Origin of the sequence: Halobaculum saliterrae, assembly GCF_009831625.1 — an archaeon.
Lineage (GTDB): Archaea > Halobacteriota > Halobacteria > Halobacteriales > Haloferacaceae > Halobaculum > Halobaculum saliterrae.
Genome location: NZ_WUUS01000002.1, coordinates 72,432 through 93,047 on the forward strand (window position 1 = coordinate 72,432; position 20,616 = coordinate 93,047).

A 20,616-nucleotide genomic window follows, 5' to 3' on the forward strand; every position below is an offset into this window, starting at 1 on the left:
CCAGCCGACGGTCACGGTTGCCCTACACAATGTATCGAGGACATACGGTCGGGGTCGTCATCCCGGCGTACAACGAGGAACCGTTCGTCCGCGAGACGATCCTGACGGTCCCCGCGTTCGTCGACCGGATATACGTCGTCGACGACTCCTCCACCGACGACACGTGGGCGGAGATCCGGCGGGCGAAAGCGCTCGATCGCAGACGATCCGATCGCGGTGAACCGGCCGGGGAACGATCCCGTATCCGACGAAACGGTGAGGACGGCCCGGCCCGCGAGGACCCCGAACGCCCGCGGGCGGACGACTCGTTCGACGATCGTATCGTCGCGATCCAACACGAGGAGAACAGGGGAGTCGGCGGGGCGATCAAGACGGGCTATCTCCGCGCACGCGACGACGAGGTCGCCGCGACGGCCGTGATGGGCGGCGACGGACAGATGGACCCCGACGTGCTCGAGACGCTGTTCGACCCGATCGTCGACGGCGAGGCGGACTACGTCAAGGGGAACCGCTTCGCCGGGCGACGCGACCGCGGTGACATGCCGCGGCTCCGCTTCGTCGGGAACGCGGTGTTGGGCGCCCTGACGAAGATCGCGAGCGGCTACTGGTCCACGGGCGACCCACAGAGCGGCTACACGGCCATCTCCCGTCGCGCCCTCCACGAGGCCGACATCGAGAACATGTACGAGTTCTACGGCTACTGCAACGACCTCCTCGTGAAGCTCAACGTGGCGCGACTGCGCGTGGTCGACCTCCCGAACCCGATCATCTACGGAGACGAGGAGAGCCACATCCGCTACCGAACCTACGTCCCCCGCGTCTCGTGGATGCTGTTCCGGAACTTCCTGTGGCGGCTCCGGACGAACTACCTCGCGTACGACTTCCACCCGCTCGTGCTCGCGTACGGGGTCGGAGCGGGATCGATCGCGGTTGGCGCGCTGGGGACGCTCTCGGCGCTCGGGGGCCTCGGCGGCGCGGCGACCTCCGTTCGACTGCTCGGCGGGCTCGTCTCCTCGCTGGCGTTCGTCGTCGGCGCGTGCGCGTTCATCGGTGCGATGGCGATGGACATGCGCGACAACGACCACTTGGACGAGGTGATCCTCCCCGATCGCGGCGATCCCGTGGGACCGGCGGCCGGACCGGGGCCGGGTGACGCGTCGAGCGTCGCCGACGACGCGAGGCTGAACGGATCCGGGCGGGCACGGGAGGCCGGCTCGGCGCTCGAGTCCGACGGCGGTCGGGAGGCCGCCCCGTCCGGTTCCGACCGCGACGCCCCCGCCGAGGGCGCCCCGGCAGAGGACGCGGTCGAGTAGCCACGGCACGGGGGATCCGACACCCGGATAGCCGGGTCGTAACAAACCCGGTTCGTCGCGCGTAGCCGACGTATGTTCGGAACGAGTGGAATCAGGGGAACCGTCGGGGACGAGGTCACCGCCTCGGTCGCGCTCGACGTCGGCCGCGCCGTCGCCTCCGAGGGCGCACGGCGGGTCATCGTCGGCCGCGACCCGCGATCGACCGGCCCGGCGCTCGTCGACGCGCTGACCGCCGGCCTGCGCGAGTGCGGCGCCGACGCCGTCTCGCTGGGCGAGGTGCCGACGCCGACGGTCGCGCGGGCGGTCGAGTGGTACGACGCCGACGCGGGGGTCTCGGTGACCGCCTCACACAACCCACCGAGCGACAACGGCCTCAAACTGTGGACGGACGACGGCGCCGCGTACGTCGGCACCGCACAGGAGGCGATCGCCGAGCGCATCCGCGAGAACGCGTTCGATCTCGTCGGCTGGAACGACTACGGCAGCCGCATGCGGAGCCGACGCGCACGGTCCCGGCATGTCGACGCCGTCGTCGACGCCGTCGACGGCGACCTCGGCCTCGACGTGGTGCTCGACGTCGGCAACGGCAGCGGCCGGATCACCGCGGACGTGCTGCGTCGACTCGACTGCACCGTCCAGACGCTGGCGGCCGAACCGGACGGCTCGTTCCCGAGCAGACCGAGCGAGCCCACCGCAGAGAACTGCGAGACGCTTCGGGAGGTCGTCGCCGCGACCGACGCCGATCTCGGCATCGCACACGATGGCGACGCCGACCGGATGCGCGCGGCGACGGCCTCGGGGGAGTTCCCGTCCGGGGACGTGCTCCTCGCGCTGTTTGCGCGCGACATCGCCACTGCGGGCGACCGGGTCGCCGTGCCGATAGACACCAGCATCGCCGTCGACACGACGCTTGAGGCGATCGGCGCCTCCACCGATCACACGAGGGTGGGCGACGGCCACGTCGCCGAGCGGACCCGCGAGACGGACGTGGTCTTCGGCGGCGAGCCCAGCGGCGCGTGGATCTGGCCGGACCTCGCTCGCTGCCCGGACGGCCCGCTCGCGGCCGCGAAGCTCGCCGAGCTGGTCGCGCGCCGCGGTCCCCTCGACGAGCTCGTGGCGCAGGTCGAGACGGTCCCGCTTCGCCGCGCGAACGTCGAGACGGACGCGAAACACGACCTCGTCGCGCACGTGGCCGACCGCGTCGCAGACCGCTACGCGAACGTCACCACCGTCGACGGAGTCCGGGTCGACGTCGACGCCGGCTGGTTCCTCGTTCGTGCGAGCGGGACGCAACCGCTCGTCCGCGTCACCGCGGAGGCCGGCGTCGAGTCGGAGATGGAGTCGCTGTTCGAGACGGCGACCGACCTCGTCGCGGAGGCGGAGCGGGCCGTCGCGGCTCCGGCGTCCGACTGATCCGCGGCTCGCTCGTTCGGCTCCTCGCGAGTCCGCCACCCGGCCCGGACGGACCGTCGGGCACCGATCGGCGCTCCGGTCCTCTCCGGCTTCGTTCGTACGCTCGATCCGCCCCGAAATCGGTGAGCGACGGGGGCCGTCGGGACGACAGTCGGCCCATCCGGTCGCGTTCGTGATCGATGCCTGTCGACGATCTCGACATCCCGACATCCAGTCGCACGACCGTCTCGGTGCCGAAATCCCGTCGGTCGACTGCCCCGGGATGGTTGTCTGCCCATAACAAGGGGTGACGGAGTCCAGCGATCGGTCGACATGCACGCAGTCGTACTGGCCGCCGGACGCGGCACCCGAATGCGGCCACTCTCGCGGATCACGCCGAAACCGATGCTTCCCGTCGGGGACAGACCGCTCGTCGCGCACGTCGCGGACGCGGCCGTCGCCGGCGGCGCGGACGACCTGATCTTCGTCGTCGGCGAGGGCGACGGACACCTCCGGGAGTACTTCGGCGACAGCTACCGCGGACTCCCGGTGACGTACGCCGTCCAGGATCCGCCCGCCGGAACCGCCGACGCGGTCCGCTGTGCGGCGCCGTCCATCGAGGGACGCTTCGCGGTCCTCAACGGGGACAACCTGTTCGAGCCCGCCGCGATCGGCCGGCTGTTCGAGCACGAGGCCGCGGTGCTGGCTCACCGCGTCGACGACCCCCGCGAGTACGGCGTCCTCACGACGGACGGCTCGCGCGTCACGGGCGTCGTCGAGAAGCCCGACGACCCGCCGACGGACCTCGCCAACGCGGGAGCGTACGTCTTCCCCGGATCGATGCGCGACGCGTTCGACGTCCCGCGCAGCAGCCGCGGGGAACACGAGATCACCGACGCGGTCGAGGCCCTCCTCGCGGAGTTCGACGTCGCGGCCGTCGAGACCGCCCGGTGGCTCGACGTCGCGCGGCCGGAGGACTTCGTTCGCGCGAACGAGCTCGTGCTCGCCGACGGGGTCGCGGTCACGGACGGCGGCGACCGGGGCGGCAGGGGCGACGACGTTCACATCGCACCCGGCGCCACCGTCGACGGCGACGCGACCGTCCACGGGCCGGCGATGATCGGCGCGAACGCTGCCGTCGAATCCGGTGCGGTGATCCGGGGTCCGACCGTCGTCGGCGCGGACGCGATCGTCGGTTCCGAGGCGGATCTGACGCGGTCAGTGGTGTTCCCGGACGCGCGGGTCGGGCCTCGCGTCACGCTCGACGGCGTCGTCCTCGGCCCGCGCTGTGACCTCTCGGCGGGCGCGTGCGTCTCGGGAAGCCGTGGGTCGGACGAGGCCACGTCGGTCGTCGCCACCCGGGCCTCGCTGGAGTCGGCGCTCGGCTACTGAGGATCCACTGTACCTCTTCTGAGCACCTGACCCGAGTTCGTCGCCGGTTGACCCAGCAAGTCGGTCAGCGGGCGGCGCGGTCGCTCGACGGTTCGCGGTCGTTCGAGAAGGCGACGATGTGACGATCGAGCCGTCCGTCGCTCGCTCCCCGCCGACAAGCCGGTACCGTCCTCGTGGACTATTCGGCGGTCAGCTCTCGCCTGCTGAGGTAGAGCACGGCACCCAGGAACGCGAACACCAACACGCTGGCGAGGAGGTGATACCCCATGAACTGCGTGACGCCGAAGAGCGCGCCGATCCCGAACGTCGCCGCGCCGTACCGTCGCGGATCGACGGAGCCGTCCTCGGGGTCCGCCTCCGCGTCGTCGTCGACGAGGTACTGGTACAGCGGTTCAGCCTCCGGTTCGATCTCGACGTTTCCCCGGCTCTGGTTGAACGAGATGACCCCCGCGTCGTCCATCTTCGGCAGGTGACACTGATACAGGCCGATGTACACGCGCTTGCGCTGTTGGGCCCCCAGCGCCTGGACGTCGCAGTCGTTCTCGATCGCGGCGATGTGTTCGGCGAGGTCGCCGATCGTCGACTCGCCGTCGACCGTTCGGAGGTGGCTCAACACGAGCCGCCGCCGTTGGTTCTTCAGGATCTCGAACGTCAGATCCAGCGGCAACGGCTCCGGCTCGGAGTCCGGCTCCACGCCGTCTTCGTCCGCGGCGGCGTGCTCGGAGTCGATCTCCGGCCGCGGCGTCGACTCTGCAGTCACCGTCGATTCTCCTGTCGTCGCTGTCGTGTTGGTTGTGTTGGCCATTTCTCGTGACGTGTTCCGTTCTCGGCTCCTCCTCGATACGTCCCAACCCCTCGTGCGGCTTCGATCTCCGAACGACCGGTCACGGTCTCTCCTCCTCGACGTCCCTCCGGACGATCTCTCCGGGCGCCGTCGACGCGTTCGCCGCCACGACGGTTCCCACGTTCAGGCGGGTTCCGATCCCAAGGTTCGCCCCCTCGCCGATCGCCGCGCCGAACTTTCGTCTCCCCGTTCCCACGCGTCGGCCGGCGTGGGTCAGCGTCACGGGGCTCCCGTCGTGACGCAGGTTCGCCACGATCGAGCCGGCGCCCACGTTCGCACGCGGGCCGACGACGCTGTCACCCACGTAACTCTGGTGGGGGACGCTCGCCCCGTCCATGACGACGCTGTTCTTGAGTTCCACGGCTGCTCCTATCTTCGTGTCACCTGAAATAAAACTGTTTGCCCGTACGTAACAGTTTGGACCGACGGTCGTGCCGGGCATCAGGAGGGCCGGTCCCTCGATGACTGCGCCCGAGCGGACGGTCGCTCCCTCCCGGACCGCGACCGGTCCGGTGAGCTCAGCGTCCGGGTGGACGTCGCCGGAGCGACCGGGTTCGAGTCCCTGGAACCCGTCCGAGTCGTCCGTCCCCGCGAGGACCCACTCGGTAGCGTCGAGGTACTCCCACGGCCGACGGACGTCGGCGACCCGTTCGTGTTCGACCGTCTCGAGCGACCCCTCGGCCGCGAGCTCGCGGGCGACCGCGAGCGCGGCCGTCGGCCGGCGTCCGTCGAACGCGTCCCCGGGAACGACTAACGGACGTACCTCAGGCCCGTCCAGCGGGGAGAACGGCTCCGTGGGTCGCCGGAGGACCGCCGCCGTTCGACTTGCGGTCGCACCGAGCGCGGCCGGAGAGACGACAGCCGTCGCGGGCATCAGGACCACGCGGTCGTGCGTGGTCGTCGCGTCAGCCCGGTCCGTGGCGGTGCCGATCTCCGGATACCGATCGAGTAGCATCCGCCGAACAGCCGGCGTGACACCCGCAACGAGGAGTTCGTCGACGCCGGCGCGAACCAGCGTCTCCGCGGCGCGAACGGCGACGGACGCCCCGGCGACCGAGACTTCCACCGCCGGTGTCGACGGCGCGTAGGCGGTTTCACCCGCTCCCTTCGATGCGAGTACCCCGAGCATACCCGGCTGGTACTGACGGACCTACTCGCATTGTTATAGAGCTTATATGTGTGGTTAGGTGCCAACCCACCCGGCCTCCCCGCGGAGGTCGCTGTCGACGCTGGAGTCAACACCCGATCGGAAATCGACATATTTCGGGGATAGAGGCGTTTAACATCCGGTATTGGAACATAACAGCCTAATAACAATGCCCGCATGACGGGATTGGCGCATGTTACCCCGGACGCCATCCGTCCGGCCCGATACATGATCCACACACGCAATCCCGCCGAACTGACGGCACGACCTCGAGAGGAGCACGCGTCGAATAATCACGAGAATACCGGAGTACGCCGCCGGGGAGCGCGCGATCGCTGATGTGCGGGATCACCGCCTGCGTCGCCGACGGCGACGTCGTCGATACCGTGCTTACCGGGCTGGAAAACCTCGAATACCGCGGATACGACTCCGCCGGGATCGCCACGCTGGACGGCGACGGCGTTCGCGTCACCAAGCGCGAGGGTGGGATCGACGAGCTCGTCCGGGAGATCGACGGGGTCGAACTGCGCGGACAGTTCGGCGTCGGTCACACCCGCTGGAGCACCCACGGGGCCCCGACGGACGAGAACGCGCACCCACACACCGACTGCACCGGTTCGGTCGCGGTGGTCCACAACGGGATCATCGAGAACTACGTTGAACTCCGGAGCGAGCTCTCGGCGGCGGGACACCTGTTCACCAGCGAGACCGACACCGAGGTGATCCCCCACCTCATCGAGGAGGAACTGTCCGCGGGGAGATCCCCCGAAGCGGCGTTTCGGGCGGCCGCGGACCGCCTCGAGGGGAGCTACGCCATCGCGGTCCTGATCGACGGGTTCGAGGGGATCCTCGCGACGCGGCAGGGCTCGCCGCTCGTGCTCGGAGTCGACGGGGATCGGCGCTTCCTCGCCAGCGACGTCCCGTCGTTCGTCGAGTTCACCTCGCGGGTGGTGTATCTTCACGACGGTGACTTCGTCCGGCTCACGCCCGGGGAGCACTCGATCACCGACACGGACGGCGATCCGGTGTCCCGGCCGATCGACACCGTCGACTGGGGATCGGAGGACGCCGAGCGCGGCGGCTTCGACCACTACATGCTCAAGGAGATCCACGAGCAGCCCGACGCGCTGCGGCGGACGATCAACGGCCGGATAACGGACGACGGGCGGGTCGACCTGGAGGAGTTCCCCGAGGGGTCGTTCGCCGACGTCTCGGCGGTGCACTTCCTCTCGTGTGGGACCTCACATCACGCGTCGATGTACGCTCAGGCGCTGCTCCGCGATCGCGGTGTCCCGGCGTTCGCGTTCACCGCCGGGGAGTACGCGACGACGCCCGCGCCGGTCTCGACGGACACGCTCGTCATCGCGGTCACTCAGAGCGGGGAGACGGCGGACACCCTCGCGTCGCTGCGGAGCGCGAACGCGCGCGGGGCGCGGACGCTCGCGGTGACGAACGTCGTCGGATCGACGGCCGCCCGCGAGGCGGACGAGGCGCTGTTCATCCGCGCGGGCCCGGAGATCGGGGTCGCCGCGACCAAGACGTTCTCCTCGCAGGTCGCCGCGCTGACGCTTCTGAGCGAGCGGATCGCAGCCGACGTGACTGGTGAACCGACCGAGGAGGGCGAGGCGGTGCTGTCGGCCCTGCGGGAACTGCCGGACGCGGTCGACCGAGTTATCCAGCGTTCGACGGCGTCGTCGCTGGCGAACGGGTACGCCGGCAGCGACCAGCACTTCTTCATCGGCCGGGGGGCCGCGTACCCGGTCGCCTGCGAGGGGGCGCTGAAGCTCAAGGAGATCTCCTACGAACAGGCCGAGGGGTTCTCGGCGGGCGAACTCAAACACGGGCCCCTCGCGCTGGTGACCCCCGACACCCCGGTCGTCGCGGTGTTCACCGGGAAACACGACACGAAGACGCTGAACAACGTCGAGGAGGTCCGCTCGCGCGGCGCGTCGGTCATCGGCGTCGCGCCGGAGTCGGCGGACCACGTCGCCGCCGCGGTCGACGAGTTCCTGCCCGTCCCGGAGACCCATCCGGACGTCGCGGGAGTCCTCGCGAACGTCCAGCTCCAGCTCGTCTCCTACTACGTGGCGAACGCGTTGAATCGATCGATCGATAAACCGCGCAATCTGGCAAAGAGCGTGACGGTAGAGTGACGGGAGGCGACTGCGGACCTGTGAACGCGACACGCATCGGCCCCCACGAACGACGACGAGGGCGATCCCGACCGCCCCCCGACAGTCGGGGAGTCGGACGCGTTCCGTCGCGACTCCCCGGGCTCGTCGACCCGAGCGGGTCGGAGTGGTGAACATCGGAGACCCCCACGTAGATGTCGAGCACACACACGGACGCACTCAGCAGGGACGAGGTCTACGACATCCTGAGCAACGGCAGACGTCGGTTCGTCATCCACCTGCTTCGGGACGAGGGGGAGCCGATACAACTCAGCGAACTCTCGGATCGCGTCGCAGCCTGGGAGAACGACCTCCCCGTGGACGAGTTGACCGACCAGCAGATCAAGCGGGTGTACGTCTCGCTGTACCAGACGCACATCCCGAAGCTCGAGGAGTCGGGCATCGTCGAGTACGACTCGGACTCCGGCTCGGTGTCGCTCACGTCGAACGTCTCGTCGCTCGACGCCTACCTTCCGGAGGAGGACCGACGCGAGATACCGTGGCAGACGATCTATCTCGGACTCGCCGTCGTCGGGCTCGTCGTGTACGGCGTCGCGACCTTGGCCGCCGGCGCGATCCCGCAGGCGACGCTCAACGTCGTCGGACTGCTCGTGTTCGCCGCGTTCGGCGTCGCCGTCGCTGCACAGTACCTGTACGAACACTCCCGCGGATAACCACTTACCAACTGTGAACACACACGCCAGCACCGTCGACGCGCGTCCATCGACCGCCGATGTGCAGCCCACGAGCGCCGCGACCACGTCGCGGAACGCCGGGGATGAACCGTACTCGGGTGAGACGCCGTGACGACCGACTGGGACGTCATCGGGTACGTGATCAGCTCGGACCACCGGGTGGTCGTTCTGGGCCGCCTCGCGGAGGGGCCGGCGACGCCCACGCGCATCGCCGAGGACGTGGAGCTGTCCGTGTCGCACGTCTCCCGCGCGCTGGGCTCGCTGCGAGAGCGGGACCTCGTCGAGCTCCTGGTTCCCGAGGACCGACGGAAGGGACGCGTCTACGGTGTCACCTCCGCTGGAGAGGAGGTGTGGGCGGACATCAGCACGAAGGATCTGGCGGAGTGACCGTCTCCCCCCGCCCGTCAGAACTGGGGGTGGTGAGGAGCAGGTGTCGGATGCCGGGGGAACGGGATCGGGGCCGTGCTGTGACTCTCCCTGACGAGGGGACGGCAGACGGCGTCGTTGTCGATCGGTGTGTCTCGAGGGCGGACTCCGGTCGATCGTATCGCAGCGACCGGCCGAACCGCTCCGTCGGAGTCGTCCCCAAGGCGCGTCCGTCTCGGATCGCCACGTCCGGAGTGGGTCGCTTCTCGAATCGATTCGCTTCTCGAATTGGCTCGCCGCTCCGGACCCGTTCGGGCGGAACCGGGTACCTCGATCGGACGGTTCGTCGTTAACTAACAAAGCACGTGCCGGATCGTGTACCACCATGGCACCTGCTGCTCCCGGCGCCGACGCGCTCGGCGCGTGCCCGCGATGCGGGCGGTCGCTCCCGCGGGGTACCCATCTGATCAGCTACCGGAACGGGGACTGGCCGACGATGTTCGCGACCTGTACCGCCTGCGACGAGGTCGTCCGGCCGGAGTGACCGATCCCGCGGACCGGCGGCTCGCTGGTACTCCCAGTACGCACGCCTCGTTCGGCGGCTCGTATCTCTAGCCAGCGTATAACGATTGCAGTCGCCGTACTCGAACCGACCGCAATGCGCAAGAGATCGATCGCGTTCGTGGTCGTCGCGGCAGTCGTACTGTTGTTCGCTCGGGTGGTCGAGCGACGCACCCGACCGGAATCGGCGGACGAGTACGGGGACTGAGCGGCCGGTGCTCGGCCGCGGGTGTCGCCCGTACCCGAGGGGTAAGGGACTGCTACACCCCGCCGCTCGACACTCGCCCCCGACGGGGCTCGACAACGCCACGGGAATCGTTTTCGTGGGCTTGGAACGGGCGTCTGAACGCGGTACACTACCTCTCTCCGCCGATTAATGGCGGGGTACTCACGTCTACCCTGAGTATTACTTTATCGGAGATGGTGGTATCACGGGGTGTGCCGAACTGGATCACCGACGAAGAGCAGGAACGGATTCGGAAGTTCGCCGCCACGCCGCGCCACCGGCGCGGGCCGCACTTCCTCGAACCTGAGGCCGAGGAGGACGCCGACGATCAGGAGGAGGAGCTCGCGCGGCGCTGACTGACCGACCGACAGGAAACCGACCGACCGACTGGGACGACGTTCGATGGGGACCACACGCGGACGACCGGCAGAGTCGTTCGTGCGGGCCCTCGCGACATGAACGTCCCGAACAGCCGTCTCTTTTGACGCGTGATGCAGTCGCAGAACCACAGGTGCCGGGTCCCGTCCGCGTCCGATCGCGATCACGGCGGCCCCTCGTAGACCGCCTCTCCAACGACGTCAGGGGCGAACGCGGTTCGAGAGTCGGTCGAAACGAGACGATACCGACGTTGTACGGGTGTATAACTAACGGGGCGCTCGGTTGATTCCGTGGTATGTGGCGTGTCACACAGGTCACGACCAGTCGTCGACCGACTCCGGCCCGACGAACCGGCTCCGAGCACCCGCGCCAGCGGGGTGCGCCGTGACCCGATCGACCACGTCCGATCCGGCGGCCGGCCTCGAGACCCCGGTGGTCCACGCGTCGCCCGCGGAGACGGCTCGGCTGTTCGATGCGCTCGACAGCGAGGCCTGTCGCGCGGTCGTACAGGCGTTGGAGGACGGTCCGATGACCGCGAAGGAACTGCAGGCAGCAGGGGACATCCCGCTGTCGACGGTGTACCGGTGCGTGAACGAGCTGGTCGACACCCCCCTCGTCGAGGAGACGACCCGCGTCAGCGAGGGTGGCCACCACGCCAGCGAGTACTCCCGGCCGGTCGAGACGCTGGTCGTCAGCTTCGGGATGGAACAGACGCTGCACGCCGATGACGCTCCGGTGTTGAAGCTGACCCTGTGACGCCGCCGGACGACGCGCGGTGTCAGTCGTCCGCTCGTGCGCGCTCGAATCGGTCGGCCGGAAGCCGGAGGTCGTCGAGCCCCGGTAGGTGTTTGACGTTGTAGATGACCCGGAGCGTCTCCGAGACCGGACGACCGATACACGAGAGGCGGAAGCCGCGTTCGACCAGGTCGTCGGTGAGCACGTTGTCGACGGTGCTGTCGAGCTCGCCCTCGACGACCGCGACGGCGCAGTTCGCGCAGGCCCCGCCGCGGCAGGCGAACGGCCACGCGAACCCGCGGTGTTCGGCGGCCTCGAGCAGCGTCTCCCCGGGTTCCGCGAGGAACACCCCGTAGTCGGCGTGGTCGAGGTCGGCGCTCGACGCCGCCTCGAAGAGGTCCGGGTCGTCGATCTCCCAGCCGTGGTCGGCGACGGCGTCGTAGTTCAGATACTCGACGCGGGTGTTCGTGGGCGTTCGCTCTCCCCCTGTGCCGTCGCGTTCGCCGTCGCTCCGGTCGGTCCGGTCGCCGTGACTCTCGTCGTCGGCCTCCGGTGGCGACTCCTCCCGTGACCCGGAGGCTCCGTTCTCCACGTCGCTCTGCGGGATGGCCGTCCCCGAGGTCGCCGCCTCGTACGCCGCCCTGACGCGTTGAAACTCCTCGGCGGACCCGCCGCGGTCCGGGTGGGCCTCCTTCACCCGCCGGCGGTAGGCCCGTTCGATCTCCGTGTCGTCGGCGTCGGCCTCAACTCCCAGTACGGCGTACGGAGAATCCACGGACGTCGATAGGGGCGTGCGGGTTATATGCCCTTTCGTCGTCGGGGGATCGGATGTCGCGTGGCCGACACACTACCGCGACGGGGATATGCCCGTTCGGATGAAATCTCTCATGGGAGCGGGAGCGGAGCGGGTGAAACGTCAGAGGGCTCCGCCGACTGCTCCCGAGTCGTAATCGCGCCTGGCGACTCGGTCTGTGTTGACAACTCGTGCGATGGACGAGGATGTGACCCTTTCGGATCACGGGTGATCCAGACGCGGAGGACACCCCCGTCCGACTCCGATGTCCGTCCGACTCTCGCGACCTGTTCACTCCCCATACAGCGATCGCACGCGCTCGACGCCGCCGATCTCGTCTATCACGGCGACGACCGGCGACGGAACCGATGTTCGCCACCCGTCGACTCCGCGGTCGCTCGCTCGTCCACACCCGATCCCGACGTCCGACGTCTCGCGGCGTGTCGACGCCGATTCCACGGCCATCGCCTCGCGGATAGCGGTCCCGCTCACCGTCCGCTCGGCCTCGATCGTGGTCACACGACGGCCGTGCTCGCGGAGCCGGTCGGCCTTCACCTCGTGCCACTCCTCCAGCACCCGAAGGAGGTGCAGCGCGTCCGCCGGCGCGTAGTGTTCCCACAGGTCGGGGCGGTTGATCGGGAAGGGGAGGACTCGGACCGGAACGCCCAGTTCCGCGTCCGACAGCGCCGCCGTGATCATCCGGTGGCGCTCGTGGTAGCGGAAGGGGTTGTTTCGCGGGTCGTCGCGGTCGGGGTCGGCGACCTCGGGAGCGACGTGGGCGGGGTCGGCGTTCGTGATCCCCACGATCAGCTCGTCGCACTCGCCGGCGGCCCACTCACAGTACGCGAGGTGGCCCTCGTGGAACGGCTGAAACCGGCCGTGAACGTGGCCCACCGTCATCGTTCGCCCTCCGCCGTCGGCCAGCGTGCGGCCGATTCGACGAGCCGAGACGGGTCGCCGTCGGCGGCGTCCCGGATCGGCGCGTCGCCGCCGTCTACCGCGCCGATCCGAACCGGGTCCGCGCGCTCGACGCTCCGGAGGCGGTCGGTCGCCCGCGCCAGCGCGCTCGGCGTTCCGACCGCGGCGAACGACCCGTTCGTCTCGACGGTCACGTCGGGGAGCCTCCAGTGGCCGACGGACGCCTCGGCGACCCCAGACAGGATCGGAAGTCGTTCGAGCCGAAGCGATCGCCCGTCGCGTGCGACGAGTCGGCCGATGCCACCGATACCCTCGCCGGACACGTCCGTGACCCGAGCGAGGTGCCGTGCGGGGTCGAACGACTCGCCCGGGTCCGGCCGACACGTGGCCAGCGCCTCCGCCACGGGGCGGGCGTCACGTGTGAGCCGGTCGCGTCCCAACTCGCGGAGGCCACGATCGCCGTCGAGGGTACCGAGCGCGAACGCCGCCAGCCCGCCGAACGGCCGGGTCACGAGCACGCCGCAGTCGTCGGGGATCGGGGGTTCGGTCGAGCCGACGCCGCCGCGGGCGGTGACGCTCGCGCCGAGGAGCCACCCCTCCCCGCCGTGTGCAAGCACTGACCCCCGCCTCACGCTCACGTCCGACGGAAGCCCCGCGCGATACCAGTCGGTCGCCCGCGACGGGGAGGGGTCGACACCGGCGGGTGCGGCGACGACGGGATGGACGACGCGGTCGGCGGTCGTTCCCGCGGCGTACACGTCGTTGCAGGCGTTTAGTGCGGCGATCCGTGCTTGTTCGGGGGGATCGAGGCCCGGAAACGCGTGGACGACGTCGACGTTCGCCGCGAGGTGGTCGGCGATCGACGAACGGCGGGCCGCTCCGGCGGAGTCGGGGTCTGCGGTCGATCGGAAGTGTTCCAGCCAGAGGAGTCCGCCCGAGAGTCCGGGGACCTGCACGGCGTGGCCCTTTCCGATCGTCACCTCCGGTCCGTCGAGCCCGGCGTACGCGGTCGCGAGCGCGTCGCCAAAGCGCTCGGCATCCGCGAGGTCGTCGCCGACGAACGCGCACGCGAGCGTCACGATGGGGTTCCCGCCCGCGTCGCCGTCGAACGGGACCGTCGGCCGCTCCTCCCCGAGGGCGACAACGTCGACCGCTCGCTCGGTCCCACCGTCGTCGGCCGCGTCCGCGAGGATCGCCGCGTCGGCGTCGGAACCCAGTCGGACGCTCGTCCCGTCGAGCGCCTCGTGGACGCGGTCACGGGCGGGGAACACTACCCTGTCCAGCGGCGTCTTCCCCGAACAGCCGCACCGTCTCGGGTCGGCGCCGAAACCGGGCGTGGGGCCAGGTCTCCCCGCCGATCGCTCGCGATCGCTGCCGCCGTCGGCGACGGCGCGGCCGCGGATCACTCTTCGCCCGGCCACAACGGCTTCACCTCCCTCGTCGGGTAGTCGTGAACCGCGGGGGTCCGCCGGAGCCCGTCCAGCATCACCCGATCGGCCGCCGCCCGAGCGGTCTTCAGCAGCTCCCGACCGCGAACGTCCCTGAATCCGCCGCGTGCGGCCGGCCGCTCGCCGACGGCCTCCACGTCGTCGGTGCGGACGGGCTCGGCGACCATCGTGACCGGGACGGGCTCACCGGAGTGGACAACGTCCTCGGTGCTCGGGGTCGTGTGGTCTGCCGTGACCAGCGTGACGAGTTCGGGGTCCGTCAGCGCGCGCTCGACCACCGGCGCGAGCGACGCGTCGATCGCCGCCAGTTCGTCGCGCTTCTCCGCCGGCCCGGCCGCGTGTGACACCTCGTCGGGCTCCGGGTAGTGGACGTGCACGAACTCGTGGTCCGCGACCGCATCGAGCGCGCGGCCCGCGCGGGCGTCGTAGCCGTCCGGCGGGTCGACGTGGGCCATCCCGAGCGTCCGTGCGAGCCCGGTCAACACCGGCTTGGGCGTCACGCTCGCCGCGTCCAGCCCGTGCCGCGCGCGGAACGACTCGACCCGAGTGGGCGTCGCGGCCCACTTCGAGAGCACCACGTCGGCCGGTCCCGGCTCGTCCGCCATCGTCGACCGGGTCGACCGGGTGTACGTCCGCAGCGCGTCCGCCGTCCGACGGGCGGCCCCCCTGTCGGTGGCGTCGCGGGTCGGCTCGCTCGCGACGACCGGCAGTCCGGACTCGAACGGGTCGACGTCCGTGACCGCCGGCGACACCACCGTGTCCGCAGTAACCGTCACCGTTCCCCGGTTCTTCCACGTGTACTCGAACTCGACCGAACAGCCGTCGACGACCGGCACGTCGACCGCGGCGACGCCGGGGCGCTCTGCGAGCGCGGGGAAGTCGTCGTCCTCGCTCCCGAGGTGTCGGTTCGCCACCCGCGTCCCGGTCTCGGCATCGAGCGACGCGAACGACGCCGAGCAGACGACGCTGCCCGGCGGCGGCTCGGTTCCGAAGCCTCGCGCCTCGAGCACGCCCCGCCCCGGGACCTCCTCGGGGTCGTAGCCGAACAGGCGAGTGTGCGCGAGGTCGCTCGACAGCGGGACGCCCGGGTCGGCGACGTGCATCGTGCCGTTGATCCCCGCCGCCGCGAGCCGGTCGAGGTTCGGAGTCTCTGCCGCCTCTAACGGCGTTCTGCCGTCCAGCTCCCGCGCCGGCCGGTCGGCCGCGCCGTCGAGCAGCAACAGGAGGATCGAGCGGTCCCTCCCGCGCATCAGTCCAGCCCGAGCGTCTTCGCGATGGTCCGTTTCTGCACCTCGGTCGTTCCCGCGGGGATGCGGAGGTTTCGAGCGACCCGGAACACGCGCTCGACGCCGCCGGCGCGCATCAGCCCGTAGCCGCCGAGCACCTGGATCGCGCGGTCGGCCCAGTCGAACAGACGGTCCTCGGGGTAGTACTTCAGCATCGAGAGCTTCCGTCGAGCGGTCGCCGGCTGGTCGAGGTCGTGGAGGTTGGCCTCCGCGTCATAGGCGCCCAACAGGGACGTCCCGAACTCGCGGAGGGCGTGGATCTCCGTCGCCGTCTCGACGATGGGCCACTGTACGGCCTGGTTGCTGCCGATGGGCTCCCCGAACGACTCCCGATCCTTCGCGTACGTGAGCATTCTGTCGAGGAGGTATCGGCCCATCCCGGCGCACATCCCGGCGCGCCCGGCCCGTCGCCAGTTCACCCACGACAGCGCCAGCGGGAGCCCGTCGCCCACCTCGCCGACGAGTTGGTCGCCGTCGACGCGGCAGTCGCGGAGGTGCACGTCCGAGGTGATGCCGTCCATCATGATGTTCAGGTTCGGCTCGCCGACCTCGTAGCCCGGGTTGTCGGTGTCGACGAGGAACATCCCCATCGTCTCGTGGGCCGGCCCCTCGGCGCCCTCGACCTTCGCGAGGATCTGCGCGGTGTCCGCGAACGGGCCGTTCGTGATGTAGCGCTTGTCGCCGTTGAGAACCCAGCCGTCGCCGTCGCGCTCGGCGGTCGTCGAGATCGCCGTCACGTCCGACCCGGCGCCCGGCTCCGTGATGCCGATGCAGGCCGTCTCCCGTCCCTCGACGAGCGGCCGGAGCCACTCCTCGCGCTGGTCCTCGTCGAGGTGCAACAGCGCGGGCGATGGCCCCTCCGTCCACGCCATCATCGCGCGGGCGACGCTCGACCCGTGGCCCGTCCCGTAGCGGAACACCGCCTCCTGCACGTAGAAGTGCTCGCGGTTCGAGAGCCCGCCGCCGCCTACCTCCTCGGGCAGGTGGAGCGCGTACAGCCCCTCGTCGGCGCTTCGCTTCCGGATCTCCTCCTGCATCGCCCGCGTCTCGGGCTTCATGAGGCCGTCGTCGTCGAGATAGTCCAGCGGCCCGCCGACGTGCTCGGCGTGCGCCTCCTCGTAGGGCAACACCTCGTCTTCGATGAAGTCGATCACCCGATCGACGACCGGCCGCACGTCGTCGGGGACGGTGAACTCTCCCGCCAGCGCCTCGTCCTCGGGGAACATCGTCATGTGATACCGATTCTCATTCCAGTGGTTAAGTATTGGCTCGGTCGCGGCCGATTGCCGGATCGCCGGTGCGACGGTCGGTCGGGGTACGTACGTGGTGGCGCTTGGTCCCCATGGGCAGCCGCAATTCGACCCGGGGTGGTAAACAGACTCGTTTAAAATCGTTGAAAGCTACCGGTCCTATGAGGTTTGTTGGTCAGAGACAAACGAACGCCGTCTCACGCCGAACGCAGATGTATTCCAGAACTGTCAGGAATTGGGTGTTGAATATAGCGAGTGTATGCAGTAGCGCAATAATCTTCGGTTCACTGATAGCCGTCTGAATTGCCCGATAGGAAGATGCTGCATACCTACCGATATGACCCAATTTTGATCCGGGGGTTTCCGTTCAAATCTGCGGTGATAGTGACCGTCGTCGCATCCGCTTCAAACCGAAGAGTCAGCCATACCGCTCGAATGCGTCCTGCAGCACGTCGTACGACTCCTTCAGCCGTTCCTCGGTCTCCGGGTCGTTCCAGGTGTCGAGCGAGAAGCGCCCCGCGTCAGCGGGGATCGTCCCCGACACCGCTGCTGGGAGCGTGTCCGTTGCGTTCGGTCTCCCCGAGAGCGTTCGCGCGTCGCCGTCGGCGTCCGGAGCGTACGTGAGCGCCGCGATCCCCACGTCGTCAACGGGACGGGTCGCGCCCAGTCCGTCCGTCCAGATGTCACCGGTCATGACGGCCGAGCTCGGGTCACGAAAGCCGAGGAGACACCACGGCAGCCGGAGCTCGATTGTGTTCGCCGCGGCGTCGACATGGACGTCCGTTAGGGAGTCGTACTTGGATGAGTCCGGGTCTCCGATGCCGTACCGCAGCTGCCCGGTCTCGACGGATCGGAACGAGACAGTCCGGCCCTGTGTCGGAAGATCAAGCGGGTAGGACACCGCGAGCCGTATCGGATGGTAGACGCCGTTGTCCGGGGTCGACGCGTACGGGCGCGTCGGAAGGTATCCCCCGGTCTCGCCGTACTCGTAGTAGAAGCGATCAGCGTGGCTCGCGACCCAGGCCCGCGAGGCGTCCGGACCCGCCAACTCGACGACGACGTCCGCTCGGCCCGCGTGATCCAAAATCAGTCCCCGTGGGAGAGCGGTGTTCCCACGATCGGGGACGAGATCGAACCCGAGCACCGTCCGCATCCGATCCCAGTCGACGGTCTCGCCGAGCTCCTCGTACTCGATTCGGACCGACAGCGCTGCTGGGTCGGCCGTCGCGCGGACCTCGCGGAGGCTCCGGCCCGCATCGTAGCCGTCGTCGAGCGCGACTCGCGGCTCCCGGCCGCCCGTCGAGACGATGGTCGCGCCAGCCCACTCTTCGGCGTCGCCCGACAGCGTGACGCGTCCCGCGGGATCGAACGATAGCAATCCGAACCGCTCCTCGGGCGACTGGTCGTTGAGCCACTCCGGCCGACGGTTCGGGTCGGTGTACCGCATCGTGTTCCACGTCCGCTTGAACCACTCGTCCTGCCAGGCGAACACGATCCCGCCGGCGGCCCCGGATTCGACGATATCCGCGAACAGTGCGGCGTCGAGTTCACCCTGTCGCGTCTCCGTGTGGTGTCCTTGATCGAACCCGTCGACCTGCTCGTGGGCGGTGCCACGCGAGGCGGGGACACCGAACTCGCCGATCACCAGCGGGTGCCGGAGGTTCTCGCGGAGGTCCTCGAGGTACGCGCGGTAGCTGCGCGACCCGGCGGCGCCCTCGCCCTCGCGCAGGTACTCCTCGCTGAAGTTGAGGAAGTCTGGGTAGTACGGGTACGCGTGGTAGGTGGCGAACAGCCCGGGCGAGTGGGCCCGCGTGCTCGCCAGCGCGTTCGGGTTCACCGACGCGCGGTCCTCCCACGCCAGCGGTTCGGCCGGGTGATCGAGGTGGTCAGTCGTGGGCCAGTTCGAGATGCTCGCAGGCCGGGTCGTCCCGTACGCCTCCGCCTCGTGTGTGAGCGCACGGTCGAGTCGGCGGGCGAGCCAACGCTCGAACGCCGCGGCGTCGGCCGTCGCCTCGACGTACCGGCCGTCGGTAGCGCCGCCGTCGTGGTGCTCGTTCGTCCGGAGGACGAACTGTGGCTCCCACTCGACCCCGGCTACGTAGCCCATCGTGTACGGCGAGACGTCCGCGGTGAACGCCCCGGCGGCGTGGCCCGGACGGTCGGGGAGTGTCGCGTTCCCGTGGACCACGTCGATCGCCTCGCGAAGCCCCCGGTCGAACACCGCGGTGAGTTCGTCGTCGAACGCGGTTGTTTCCCCCTCGGTGAGATGCGCGGGCAGCCAGTTGCCGTGAAACAGGTACAGCGGGTCCTCGACCCGCTCGTTGAGCGCCGAGAGCGCCTCGTAAAACGCCGGCGGGTGGACGGTGTACACCCGAACCGCGTTGGCGTTCATCTCGTGTATCCGGGCGAGCCAGCGGTCGTACTCCGAGCGCGTGATCGCCGCCTCCCCGGGGAATGTCCCCGGCTTGCCCATCCCGAGATTCACCCCGCGGAGGAGTCTGTCGCTCCAGCCGTCGTCATTCCGGACCTGAAACGCCCCGTCCCGAAGGCGGAACCGCGCTCCGGGCGGGGAACCGCCGTGGTCGCCGGGGTCGGTTGTGGGTGAGTCAATCGTTCCCGTCGCGGCGGAGGAGTCGTCGGGAGCGTCGTCGGACCCGTTCGCCCCGCCGCAGCCGGCGAGCGTCGCCGCGGCGGCACCCGCGCCGACAGCGCGGAGAACCCGGCGTCGTTCTCGATCCACGCCTTCCCCCTGTGGACGCGGGTACATGGGTGTTCTGTCGGGGCCCTCTCGTTTGGATCCCTTCCGGCGAACGCGGACCCGAACTGTCCCGGAATTGTGCGGCGGCTGTGGGGTGTCCGCCGGCGTCGAAGTCGCGGCGACGGACTGATGTACCGTTCCACACGGTCGATCGTGCCTCCCTGGCGTGGTCCGCGATGTTGGTGGCGTCGACGCGGTGTGTTCCAACATTTAAAAACGACGATCCGCGTGAAAGTATACTAGCCGAACTCTCTGATGACCAGCACGATCAGTTCGTTTGCATTCGTGATAGAGCGTTCGTCTGTATCTACCAGCATATCCCTCTTCGATCCGTCGATGCACGGCTGAATTAGGCGATAAGAAGGTACTGCGAATGAATCAGTACCGCTGGCGGCACACGGCAACCGTGTTAGGCAGTGGTGGACTCAAAAACGGGTTCTGGATCGGTTGGTCGAGTCGCGTCACAGACGCGGATGCAGCCGTCAGAGCGGACGAACACGTTCCACGTGTCTACCTGAAAACTGAGGAGGGTATCACCGTTCGTCCCTCTGTCAGAAGACTCAAACAGCGCATTGAGAGCGTCCGGGTCAACGTAATCAAACAGCGGAGGGAGATCAGTTGGATCAACACCGACAGCGTCTGCCAGAGCCCAGACAATAGCCTCTGTAGCGGAACGCTCACTCTCAGAGTCGTATTCCGCATCAACGACTGGTGTACATCCACGGTAGACAGACATTTTTCCCTGCATGTTCATATCTCCACCAACACCCCACCCTGTAAAGCGTTGTCGTGAGAATCTGAGTGACAGTAGATACCCTGTCCGTACGTAGTGGTAAGTGATTCATCTGAAGATGAATCTGTCTGTGAGGTGTGCTTCATAGAGGGGTGGAGAGGATTTGTGTGCCGGGGGAATGAAGTCGGAAGTTCCCTCCCTCTATGGATT

Annotated in this window: 18 protein-coding genes; 9 read left to right on the forward strand and 9 right to left on the reverse strand. The window is 68.8% G+C overall.

What is annotated here, in order from left to right; translation table 11 throughout:
- The first annotated feature begins 29 nt into the window (after positions 1-29).
- The 3 genes from GRX01_RS03255 to GRX01_RS03265 all read left to right on the forward strand — a co-directional run bounded on the left by GRX01_RS03255 (position 30) and on the right by GRX01_RS03265 (position 4,097).
- Positions 30-1,313: a glycosyltransferase family 2 protein gene (locus GRX01_RS03255; RefSeq protein ID WP_159663432.1), complete on the forward strand. Its 1,284-nt coding sequence runs from the start codon at positions 30-32 to the stop codon at positions 1,311-1,313.
- 72 nt (positions 1,314-1,385) lie between these two features.
- Complete coding sequence (gene glmM, locus GRX01_RS03260) at positions 1,386-2,726, forward strand: phosphoglucosamine mutase (RefSeq protein ID WP_159663434.1); 1,341 nt, start codon at positions 1,386-1,388, stop codon at positions 2,724-2,726.
- A 312-nt stretch (positions 2,727-3,038) separates the two neighbouring features.
- Positions 3,039-4,097 (forward strand): sugar phosphate nucleotidyltransferase, encoded by a 1,059-nt coding sequence (locus GRX01_RS03265; RefSeq protein WP_159663436.1) that lies wholly within the window; start codon positions 3,039-3,041, stop codon positions 4,095-4,097.
- A 178-nt stretch (positions 4,098-4,275) separates the two neighbouring features.
- On the opposite strand, the gene GRX01_RS03270 is transcribed toward GRX01_RS03265, so the two are convergent.
- The gene (locus GRX01_RS03270; RefSeq protein ID WP_159663438.1) at positions 4,276-4,857 is read right to left on the reverse strand and encodes a DUF7344 domain-containing protein; all 582 of its coding nucleotides are present in this window, start codon (positions 4,855-4,857) and stop codon (positions 4,276-4,278) included.
- A 124-nt stretch (positions 4,858-4,981) separates the two neighbouring features.
- Positions 4,982-6,007, reverse strand: a complete 1,026-nt coding sequence (locus GRX01_RS19435) for a glucose-1-phosphate thymidylyltransferase (protein WP_159663440.1) — start codon at positions 6,005-6,007, stop codon at positions 4,982-4,984.
- Positions 6,008-6,426: 419 nt separating this feature from the next.
- On the opposite strand from GRX01_RS19435, the gene glmS reads away from it, so the two are divergent.
- The 6 genes from glmS to GRX01_RS19315 all read left to right on the forward strand — a co-directional run bounded on the left by glmS (position 6,427) and on the right by GRX01_RS19315 (position 11,241).
- On the forward strand, positions 6,427-8,241 hold the full coding sequence (gene glmS, locus GRX01_RS03280) for a glutamine--fructose-6-phosphate transaminase (isomerizing) (RefSeq protein ID WP_159663442.1): 1,815 nt from the start codon (positions 6,427-6,429) through the stop codon (positions 8,239-8,241).
- Between the two features lie 173 nt (positions 8,242-8,414).
- Entirely contained in the window at positions 8,415-8,933 is a 519-nt protein-coding gene (locus GRX01_RS03285) for a DUF7344 domain-containing protein (protein ID WP_159663444.1), read from the forward strand.
- A gap of 129 nt (positions 8,934-9,062) precedes the next feature.
- On the forward strand, positions 9,063-9,341 hold the full coding sequence (locus tag GRX01_RS03290) for a winged helix-turn-helix domain-containing protein (protein ID WP_321167894.1): 279 nt from the start codon (positions 9,063-9,065) through the stop codon (positions 9,339-9,341).
- A 364-nt stretch (positions 9,342-9,705) separates the two neighbouring features.
- On the forward strand, positions 9,706-9,864 hold the full coding sequence (locus GRX01_RS18735; protein ID WP_201289494.1) for a DUF7837 family putative zinc-binding protein: 159 nt from the start codon (positions 9,706-9,708) through the stop codon (positions 9,862-9,864).
- A gap of 455 nt (positions 9,865-10,319) precedes the next feature.
- Positions 10,320-10,463, forward strand: coding sequence for a hypothetical protein (locus GRX01_RS03295; RefSeq protein ID WP_159663446.1), 144 nt, complete (start codon positions 10,320-10,322; stop codon positions 10,461-10,463).
- Between the two features lie 406 nt (positions 10,464-10,869).
- Entirely contained in the window at positions 10,870-11,241 is a 372-nt protein-coding gene (locus tag GRX01_RS19315) for a helix-turn-helix domain-containing protein (protein ID WP_159663448.1), read from the forward strand.
- A 22-nt stretch (positions 11,242-11,263) separates the two neighbouring features.
- On the opposite strand, the gene fer is transcribed toward GRX01_RS19315, so the two are convergent.
- From fer to GRX01_RS03335, 7 genes are all read right to left on the reverse strand, one after another.
- Positions 11,264-11,995 (reverse strand): ferredoxin Fer, encoded by a 732-nt coding sequence (fer, locus tag GRX01_RS03305; RefSeq protein ID WP_321167895.1) that lies wholly within the window; start codon positions 11,993-11,995, stop codon positions 11,264-11,266.
- Between the two features lie 309 nt (positions 11,996-12,304).
- Positions 12,305-12,913: an adenylyltransferase/cytidyltransferase family protein gene (locus tag GRX01_RS03310; RefSeq protein WP_159663450.1), complete on the reverse strand. Its 609-nt coding sequence runs from the start codon at positions 12,911-12,913 to the stop codon at positions 12,305-12,307.
- Positions 12,910-14,352, reverse strand: a complete 1,443-nt coding sequence (locus GRX01_RS03315; RefSeq protein ID WP_159663452.1) for a hypothetical protein — start codon at positions 14,350-14,352, stop codon at positions 12,910-12,912. Before GRX01_RS03315 ends, GRX01_RS03310 begins: the two co-directional genes overlap by 4 nt.
- Positions 14,334-15,629 (reverse strand): hypothetical protein, encoded by a 1,296-nt coding sequence (locus GRX01_RS03320; RefSeq protein WP_159663454.1) that lies wholly within the window; start codon positions 15,627-15,629, stop codon positions 14,334-14,336. Before GRX01_RS03320 ends, GRX01_RS03315 begins: the two co-directional genes overlap by 19 nt.
- Positions 15,629-16,897 (reverse strand): acyl-CoA dehydrogenase family protein, encoded by a 1,269-nt coding sequence (locus GRX01_RS03325; protein WP_159663456.1) that lies wholly within the window; start codon positions 16,895-16,897, stop codon positions 15,629-15,631. The genes GRX01_RS03320 and GRX01_RS03325 overlap by 1 nt, the downstream gene beginning before the upstream one ends.
- 436 nt (positions 16,898-17,333) lie before the next feature.
- Positions 17,334-19,655 (reverse strand): hypothetical protein, encoded by a 2,322-nt coding sequence (locus GRX01_RS03330; RefSeq protein WP_159663458.1) that lies wholly within the window; start codon positions 19,653-19,655, stop codon positions 17,334-17,336.
- 427 nt (positions 19,656-20,082) lie between these two features.
- Positions 20,083-20,427: a HalOD1 output domain-containing protein gene (locus tag GRX01_RS03335; protein ID WP_159663460.1), complete on the reverse strand. Its 345-nt coding sequence runs from the start codon at positions 20,425-20,427 to the stop codon at positions 20,083-20,085.
- Between the last annotated feature and the right edge of the window lie 189 nt (positions 20,428-20,616).